Origin of the sequence: Nocardiopsis listeri (genome assembly GCF_020741345.1) — a bacterium.
GTDB classification, from domain to species: Bacteria; Actinomycetota; Actinomycetes; order Streptosporangiales; family Streptosporangiaceae; genus Nocardiopsis; species Nocardiopsis listeri_A.
On the sequence record NZ_DYZD01000393.1, the window covers coordinates 1 to 6,365 of the forward strand.

General features: G+C 69.8%; 6 protein-coding genes. 4 read left to right on the top strand and 2 right to left on the bottom strand.

The genetic code is table 11. The annotated features are described in order from the left end of the window. On the bottom strand, nucleotides 1-1,706 hold a 1,706-nt coding region (locus K8V84_RS21180), incomplete at its 3' end, for a CocE/NonD family hydrolase (RefSeq protein ID WP_304077757.1). Nucleotides 1,707-1,806: 100 nt separating this feature from the next. Between K8V84_RS21180 and K8V84_RS21185 the strand changes: the two genes are divergently transcribed. Beyond that, complete coding sequence (locus K8V84_RS21185) at nucleotides 1,807-2,781, top strand: MBL fold metallo-hydrolase (RefSeq protein ID WP_304077759.1); 975 nt, start codon at nucleotides 1,807-1,809, stop codon at nucleotides 2,779-2,781. Nucleotides 2,782-2,847: 66 nt separating this feature from the next. On the opposite strand, the gene K8V84_RS21190 is transcribed toward K8V84_RS21185, so the two are convergent. After that, nucleotides 2,848-3,276 carry a hypothetical protein gene (locus tag K8V84_RS21190; RefSeq protein ID WP_304077762.1) on the bottom strand — a complete coding sequence of 143 codons (429 nt, stop codon included), beginning with the start codon at nucleotides 3,274-3,276 and terminating at the stop codon, nucleotides 2,848-2,850. A gap of 54 nt (nucleotides 3,277-3,330) precedes the next feature. Here K8V84_RS21190 and K8V84_RS21195 point away from each other — a divergent pair, with 54 nt between their 5' ends. The 3 genes from K8V84_RS21195 to K8V84_RS21205 all read left to right on the top strand — a co-directional run. Further along, complete coding sequence (locus K8V84_RS21195; RefSeq protein ID WP_304077765.1) at nucleotides 3,331-3,714, top strand: helix-turn-helix domain-containing protein; 384 nt, start codon at nucleotides 3,331-3,333, stop codon at nucleotides 3,712-3,714. Nucleotides 3,715-4,006: 292 nt separating this feature from the next. Continuing rightward, a complete protein-coding gene (locus tag K8V84_RS21200; RefSeq protein WP_304077768.1) occupies nucleotides 4,007-5,308 on the top strand; it encodes a cytochrome P450 in 1,302 nt (433 codons plus the stop codon). Next, nucleotides 5,290-6,365: cytochrome P450 (locus tag K8V84_RS21205; protein WP_304077771.1), on the top strand; the 1,076-nt coding region annotated here is incomplete at its 3' end. The genes K8V84_RS21200 and K8V84_RS21205, both read left to right, overlap by 19 nt.

Below are 6,365 nucleotides of genomic sequence, written 5' to 3' on the forward strand. Positions count from 1 at the left end.
GTCGTGAACGGCAGCACGAGGCGGGAGCGGTGCTCGGCGTCCCGGTACACCTTGTGACTCGTCGCGCGGCCCGAGGGCAGGTGCATGGCCTCGGGCGGCAGGAGGGAGTTGTGGGCGTCCGCCAGGGGCTCGTTGCACGACAGTTCCACCTGGAGGCGGTGCCCGGGTCGGAAGGCGTTCGCGAAGGGGTACAGGCGCACCACGTACTCCTCGATCGCGCCCGGTTCCACCGGGACCGAGCGCGTGTGCGGGTGGTGGGGATCGCCCTCGGTGGTGCGCTCGTCCAACTCACGATGCGAAGCCTTGAGGTACCCGGTGGTGATGAGTTGTCGTGCGCCGCTCGGGGCGGTGTCCCACAGGCGCAGGATGAGGTTGGTGTCGTCGGTGTCGATCGCCACGAACAGGTGCGCGGCGCCGGTCCCGATCATCTCCGTGGTTTCGTGGAAGGGTTCGGTGGACCAGGTCAGCATCTCCACCTTGTCGGTCACCGTCAGCGGCGCCTGGTAGAAGCCGTCGGGGTCGGCGAACTCCGTCCCCAGTGGTTCGGGGTCGACGGAGAGTCTGCGCCGCGGGCGCAGGTACAGCGGCCGGTACTCGACCTCGTTCAGCGGCCAGTGGTCCGAGGTGGTCCACTCGCGGGAGCCCTCCACGAAGACGTTGACGGCGGGTTCGTCCATCACCCCGTTGTCGACGCCCTTGAGCCAGTGGTCGTACCACCGGAACATGTCGTCGTGGACCTCGTGGAACGGGCGTTCCTGCATCGGCGGGTAGGGCAGCAGGTCGAGCTTCTTGGGGCCCTTGAGCGCGTTGAACAGCTCGATGCTGCCGTCGACGGTCCAGCCGCGCCCCCAGTTGATCTGCACGTAGACCGGGATGTCGATCCTGGGAGCGTGCGTGATGGGGTTGCCCTCCTCGTAGTACTCACCGTCGAGCTCGTTGAGGATGATGTCGTACCAGAGCTCGCGGTTCTTCGGGTAGTGGAGGATGTGCGCGAGGTTGGGCCACTTGACGATGTCGGGGTCGGCCAGGCGGGCGCGGACGCGCTCGTGGAGTTCCTCGTCGGAGAGTTCCTCGCGCATCCGGGACCTGATCTCGCCGACGGCGATACCGGAGTCGCCGCCGCGTCCCTCACGGGCCGCCCGTGGCATGAACCAGAGGACTCCGCCGTGGTAGGAGGTCTCGTAGAAGTCGTAATGGCCTCCGCTGCAGAAGATCGCCTTCAGGTGCGGGGGCCGTTCGGCCGCACCGAGCACCTGCATCGAGGCGAAGTAGGAAACGCCGACCATGCCGATGTTGCCGTCGCACCAGGGTTGCTCGGCGACCCACTCGACGAGGTCGTACACGTCCTTGCCCAGGGGCGGGCCGCCGGCGTTGTAGTTGCCCACCATGACGCCGTCGGAGGCGCCGGATCCGCGCAGGTCCGCGATGACGTGGGCGTAGTCCTCCTTGACGATGCGCGCGATGTCACCGGCCTCCAGACAGCCGTCCCACAGCGGGCTGGGACGGCGTTGGGGCGGCAGCGTCAGCGACTGGGCCTGGAGTTCCTTTCCGTAGGGGCTGATCGCCACGAGCGCGGGTCGTGGCCTGTCCTCCGTGCCGTGGTAGACGTCGACGGCGAGGGAGACCCCGTCGCGCATGGGGGCCCGCAGATCCTTGCGGATGGAGATCTCGTCCCCTCCGGCGTCCCACGTCATGAAATCGGCCATGGATGTACAGCTCCTCTTCGATGTCCGGGCGCCGGGGGTGTGGTGCCTGTGGCGGTGGCGCCCGCGGGATCCATTTGCTTATATTATTATACTAATCTCAATGTTGTTGTTCGAAGGAGAGACGATGGCGCAGGACGTCGACATCCACCCCCTGGTGTCACCATGGGGACGCTTCGGTCTCTACAGCTTCTTCGTCGACGCGCCCGAACCGGCCATCGTCGACACCGGGATCGCCTCCTCCCCCGCCGACGGAATGGCCCCCGCGCTCCGGCGGCTGGGCCGCGACATCACCGAGGTCCGCTGGATCCTGCTCACCCACGGCCACATCGACCACCTCGGGGGCGCGCACGCCCTGTGGGAGCTGACCGGCCGGCGCGCGAAGGTGGTGATCCACCGCTCCGACGCACACCTGCTGAGGTCGCGTCGGGCCCACGTGGAGCAGTACCTGGAGGTGCGACACCGTTACCTGCGCGATCCCCAGGGGGAGGCGGCGCAGACGGAGGCGGCTGCGAAGGTCATCTCCGGCGAGATGGAGCCCGACGTCCTGTTGGAGGGCGGCGAGATCCTGACCCTGGGCGGGGGCGTCACCGTCTCCGCCCACCACGTCCCGGGCCACACGGCCGGCTCCGTGGCCTACGTGGTGGACGGACAGGGTGCGGCGTTCGTCGGTGACGCGGTGCAGGCGCACGGTGCCGCCAACGGCTTTCCCGGTTACGAGGACCCGCGGGCCTACCGCGCGAGCCTGGAGTACCTGCGCGACGAGGTCCGACCGCGAGTCCTTTACCTGGGGCACCCGTACCGGGGCGCGGACGGGGAGGCCTACGAGATCGGGCCGCGGGGAGAGCGGGCCCGGCGGGTCCTCCAGGAGAGCCTGGACCTGGAGGAGTGGATCGGCGACGTCGCCGACCGGCACCTGGGCCAAGGCCTGCGGGAAACCGACTCGGCGTACTCGCCCTTCGCCCCGGTGGCCGAGGAGCTCGGCTACGAGGGCGATCCCACGCTGGAGCCGTCACCGTTCCTGACCACACTGCACGGCTACCGCCGGCGCTTGGAGGCGGCCCCGGAGAACACCTGAGCCGATGACGAGGGGGCCGCCCCGCAGCCGCGTTCTCCGGGGCGGCCCCTCTGGGGCCGTCGTGGGTCAGGCGCCGGCGCGCAGGGTGTCCACGATCGGGGTGGTGGGTCGGCCGATCAGTTCGGAGAGAAGGCCGGGCTCGTCGTACAGCCCACCCTCGCGGGTGGCCACCTCCAGTCCGGCCACGAACTCCACGGTGTCCTCGTCCATGCCGGTACCGCCGAGCACCGCCCGGAACTCCTCGTCGCCCAGGTCGCGGTAGGCCACCTCGCGACCCAGGACGCCGGAGACCAGCAGGAGGGTGTGGGCCCCGGCGAAGGCGGCACGCGGGGACGCGGGATCCTCGAAGTCGGCGCGCGCGGTGGAGACGCCCGATTCGGCCAGGTCGGCCGGCTTGGCGGTGTCGCGGCCGGTGCACCGGTGACGACGACGGACATGCTGTTCCTCGGTTCTGTGACGTTCGGGGAGGTGTGTTCCGTCGATCGACAACGACACCGGCCGGCAGCACATTCCTTGGGTGGGGTACCCACCTTTTGGTAAGTTGACATCATGATCCGAACGGAAACCGAAGAAGAGCCGGAGGGCCGGCGCGCACTCCCCCTGATCGGGAGTCCCATCCTGAGCAGCGACTGCCCCTCCCGCACCCTGATCCGCGACGTCACCGGAAAATGGGGGTTGCTGGTCCTGGTCGCCCTGTCCGAAGGGCCGCGCCGGTGGAGTGAACTGCGCCACGGCATCGCCGTCATCAGCGAGAAGATGCTCGCGCAAACGCTGCGCACCCTGGAGGCGGACGGCCTGGTCCACCGTGACTCGCGCCCCGTGGTCCCGCCCTACGTGGAGTACGGACTGACCGCCCCGGGCGAAGAGGTGACCGCGCTGCTCATCCCCCTCCTGGAATGGGCGAGCGAGTACTCCGAGCGACGGGAGGGCTGAGCCCTTTCACGGGGGCGGACGGATTCGGGCCGGCGGGTCACCCGGACCACGCTCGGGTCGACGAGTTCGAGACCCTCCCGGTCCCCGGCGACCTTTTCGGGGCCGCGAGCCCCTCGTCCTCCGCTCCTGGACGCCCTCGTCACCCCCTTCCCGGGGGCTCGGACGTGTGGTGCCCGGTGTCGGAAACGTCCGTGGGACGGGACAAAGGTCCCGAAAATCCTTCTACACTTGTCCCGCCCACCAGCCGCTCACGTAGTTCAGGACACGTGTGACCACCTGCCCCCATGCCCGATTGTTCGACCCCGATCACCACGCCGACCCCCACACGATCCACCAACGCCTGACCGCCGAGCACGGCGCCGTCCACCCCGCGGAGATCGCCCCCGGCGTCCGCGCCTGGATCGTCACCGACTACGCCACCATCACGGCCTGGTGCCGCGACACCCGAACATTCCGCCGCGACTCACGGCTCTGGCGCGACTGGCGAGAGGGCCGTGTCCCCGACGACTCCCCCGTCGCCGCGATGATGGCCCACCGCCCCAACCTGCTGTACGCCGACGGTGAGGAGCACACCAGGCTCAAGCGGGCCGTGGTGGACTCCCTGGGTCGTGTGCCCGAGAGCCGGGTCGGTGACGTCACGCGACGACACGCGGACGCACTCATCGACGCCTTCGTCGAACGAGGCGAGGCCGACCTGGTCGCCGAGTACACCCGGATGCTGCCCCTCATGGTGATGGCCGACCTGTTCGGTTTCTCCGGGGACGTGGCCGAACGGGTCCTCACCTCCATCAGCGAACTGTGGGACGGGACCGACGTCCTGCGCGCCAACCAGGAGTACGAGCGGGCCCTGTCCGACGCCGTCTCCGCCAAGCACGCCGAACCCGGCGAGGACGTCACCACGTGGCTGCTCCAGCACCGGGCGGGGCTCTCCGACGAGGAGATCCTGCACCAGATGGTGGTGACCTTCGGCGCGGGCGCCGAGCCCACCGCCAACCTCGTCGCCTCCAGCATGCACGTCCTGCTCACCGACCCCGAGACCGCGAACGCCCTCAGCGGCACCCTGGTCGGCGTGGCCGAGCTCGTGGACCGGGTGTTGTGGCGCGAACCGCCGATCACCAACTACCCGGTGCTGTACCCGACCCGGGACGTTCCCGTCGAACGCGGCGGCCTGATCAAGGCCGGGGAACCGATCCTGCTCGGATACGCCGCGGCGCACCACGCGATGGCCGGCGCCGCCGATGACGTCGAACAGCACAACCGCGCCCACCTGGCCTTCGGTGTGGGTCCGCACCGCTGTCCCGCACGCGGGTTCGGCCAGGCCATCGCCGAGGTCGCCGTCCAGTCACTGATCCAGCGCCTGCCACGGCTCCGGGCGAGCGACCCGACCCCGCACTGGCGGGTCTCGCCGTTCGCCCGGGCCCTGTCCACCCTGCCCGTCACCTTCACACCCGGCCTTCCGAAGGGAACCCCGTCATGGCAGAACAGCGCCCCGTCCTCCTCCCCCAGGACCTCCCCCGACAGTCCGCCCGCCTCCGCGAACTCGGACCCGTCGTCGAGGTGGAGATCGTTGGTGGCGTGGTTGTTCGGGCGGTGACCGACCACGCGGTGCTGGCCGAGGCGCTCGCCCACCCCGGGGTGCGCAAGGAGCTGCGGCACTGGCGGGCGTGGAACGACGGCGAGATCCCCATGGACTGGCCTCTGGTGTCGTGGGTGGCGCCCGACAACATGCTCACCGCCGACGGTGATCGGCACCGTCGACTGCGCACCCTGGTCTCTCAGGCGTTCACCCCGCGCCGGGTGGAGGCGCTACGGCCTCGGGTCCGGGAGATCACCTCCGAGCTGCTGGACGAGATCGCGGCGGCCGGGACCCAGACGGTGGACCTGAAGGAGGCGCTGGCTCTGCCGCTGCCCATCACCGTCATCTCCGAACTGTTCGGGGTGGCCCCCGAGCACCGCGACGTCCTGCACCGGATGATGCACACGGTCTTCGACGCGAGCACCACTCCCGAGGAGGCCGTCCGCCTCCACGGCGAGATGCAGACGTTCCTGGCCGACCTGGCCGCGGCCAAGGCCGAGGACCCCGGTGACGACCTGACCAGCGCCCTGTTGGAGGCGCGGGCCGAGGGCGAGGAACGGCTCTCCCAGACCGAGCTGGTGTGGACGCTGATCCTCATGATCGGCGCAGGCTACGAGACGACGATGAACCTCATCGGCAACTCCGTGCACGCGCTGCTCACCCACCCCGACCAGTTGGAACTGGTCCGCTCCGGCCGGGCTTCGTGGTCGGACGTGGTGGAGGAGACCCTGCGCTGGGACGCGAGCATCCAGTACCTGCCGCTGCGGTACACAGCAGAGGAGGTCACCCTGGGCGGCATGACCGTACCGGCCGGGGAGGCATTGCTCATGGGCTTCGGCCCGGCCGGGCGCGACCCGGAGCAGCATGGGGCCGACGCCGAGGAGTTCGACCTGACCCGGGAGCAGCGCGGACACCTGGCGTTCTCGCACGGCCCGCACTTCTGCCTGGGCGCCGGTCTGGCCCGTCTGGAGGGGACGACCGCCTTGGAGATGCTCTTCGAGCGCTTTCCCGACCTGTCCCTGGCCGGGGAACCCGTGCGCGATCCCTCCATCGTCGCCAGCGGCTGGTCCACCCT